The organism is Paenibacillus sp. P32E, from assembly GCF_001909085.1.
Lineage (GTDB): Bacteria > Bacillota > Bacilli > Paenibacillales > Paenibacillaceae > Paenibacillus_AQ > Paenibacillus_AQ helianthi.
Genome location: NZ_LVYY01000054.1, coordinates 1 through 1,240 on the forward strand (window position 1 = coordinate 1; position 1,240 = coordinate 1,240).

The 1,240-nt window shown below is 50.4% G+C and carries 2 tRNA genes and 3 rRNA genes; all 5 read right to left on the reverse strand.

From position 1 onward, the window contains the following. Window positions 1–294, reverse strand: a 23S ribosomal RNA gene (locus tag A3848_RS26115); the annotation flags it as partial. Window positions 295–542: 248 nt separating this feature from the next. Beyond that, window positions 543–618, reverse strand: a tRNA-Ala gene (locus A3848_RS26120). 21 nt (window positions 619–639) lie between these two features. Further along, window positions 640–716 (reverse strand) — tRNA-Ile (locus A3848_RS26125). A gap of 46 nt (window positions 717–762) precedes the next feature. After that, window positions 763–879, reverse strand: a 5S ribosomal RNA gene (gene rrf / locus A3848_RS26130). Window positions 880–1,001: 122 nt separating this feature from the next. Continuing rightward, window positions 1,002–1,240, reverse strand: a 16S ribosomal RNA gene (locus tag A3848_RS26135); the annotation flags it as partial.

Genomic DNA, 1,240 nt, shown 5'->3' on the forward strand with positions numbered 1-1,240 from the left:
AAGGGGCAAGCCCCTTGGTTTAGGCTGTTCCGCGTTCGCTCGCCGCTACTGACGGAATCACTATTGTTTTCTCTTCCTCAGGGTACTTAGATGTTTCAGTTCCCCTGGTCTGCCTCTACATACCCTATGTATTCAGGTATGAGTAACTGCGAATTACCACAGCTGGGTTTCCCCATTCGGACACCCCCGGATCAAAGCTTGCTTACAGCTCCCCGAGGCAGTTTCGTTGTTCGCCACGTCCTTCGTCGGCTCCTGGCGCCTAGGCATCCTCCGTGTGCTCTTATTAGCTTAACCATCGCTCCGGTGTTTCGCTTGTTCGCTCATCTTGTTTTAAACAGCGCTCCCGGATGAATCCGTTCGCTAGTCTGTTTAAAGCCAAAGGTCACTTCACAATCGAAAACCTTCGCTTTCAGCATACTAATAACGATTTCAACTTGTTTACACAAGTTTCAGCTAAAAGATGTTCTAAAACGCATTTTCGTTTCGGTATCCAGTTTTCAAGGATCAAGGTACTACATTATACTATTTCATGTAAAACATTTTGGTGGAGCCAAGCGGGATCGAACCGCTGACCTCCTGCTTGCAAGGCAGGCGCTCTCCCAGCTGAGCTATGGCCCCATAAAGGGATATAATGTTATATGGTGGGCCTTGGTGGACTCGAACCACCGACCTCACCCTTATCAGAGGTGCGCTCTAACCAACTGAGCTAAAAGCCCATATAACATATATAACATTTTGAATCAACCAAAGGATTGGTTGTCCGCTTGGCAGCGTCCTACTCTCCCAGGACCCTTCGGTCCAAGTACCATCGGCGCTGGAGGACTTAACGGTCGTGTTCGGGATGGGTACGTGTGGAACCCCTCCGCTATCGCCACCAAACGCATACGAAAGAGACTTGCTCTTTCAAAACTGAACACGAGTGAGTGTTCGAACCCAAGGGTTCTAATGGAAGCTAAGCTTCCGATTTGAATGTTTCCATTGCAGGAAACGATTCTCCATAGAAAGGAGGTGATCCAGCCGCACCTTCCGATACGGCTACCTTGTTACGACTTCACCCCAATCATCTACCCCACCTTCGGCGGCTGGCCCCCTTGCGGGTTACCCCACCGACTTCGGGTGTTGTAAACTCTCGTGGTGTGACGGGCGGTGTGTACAAGACCCGGGAACGTATTCACCGCGGCATGCTGATCCGCGATTACTAGCAATTCCGACTTCATGCAGGCGAGTTGCAGCCTGCAAT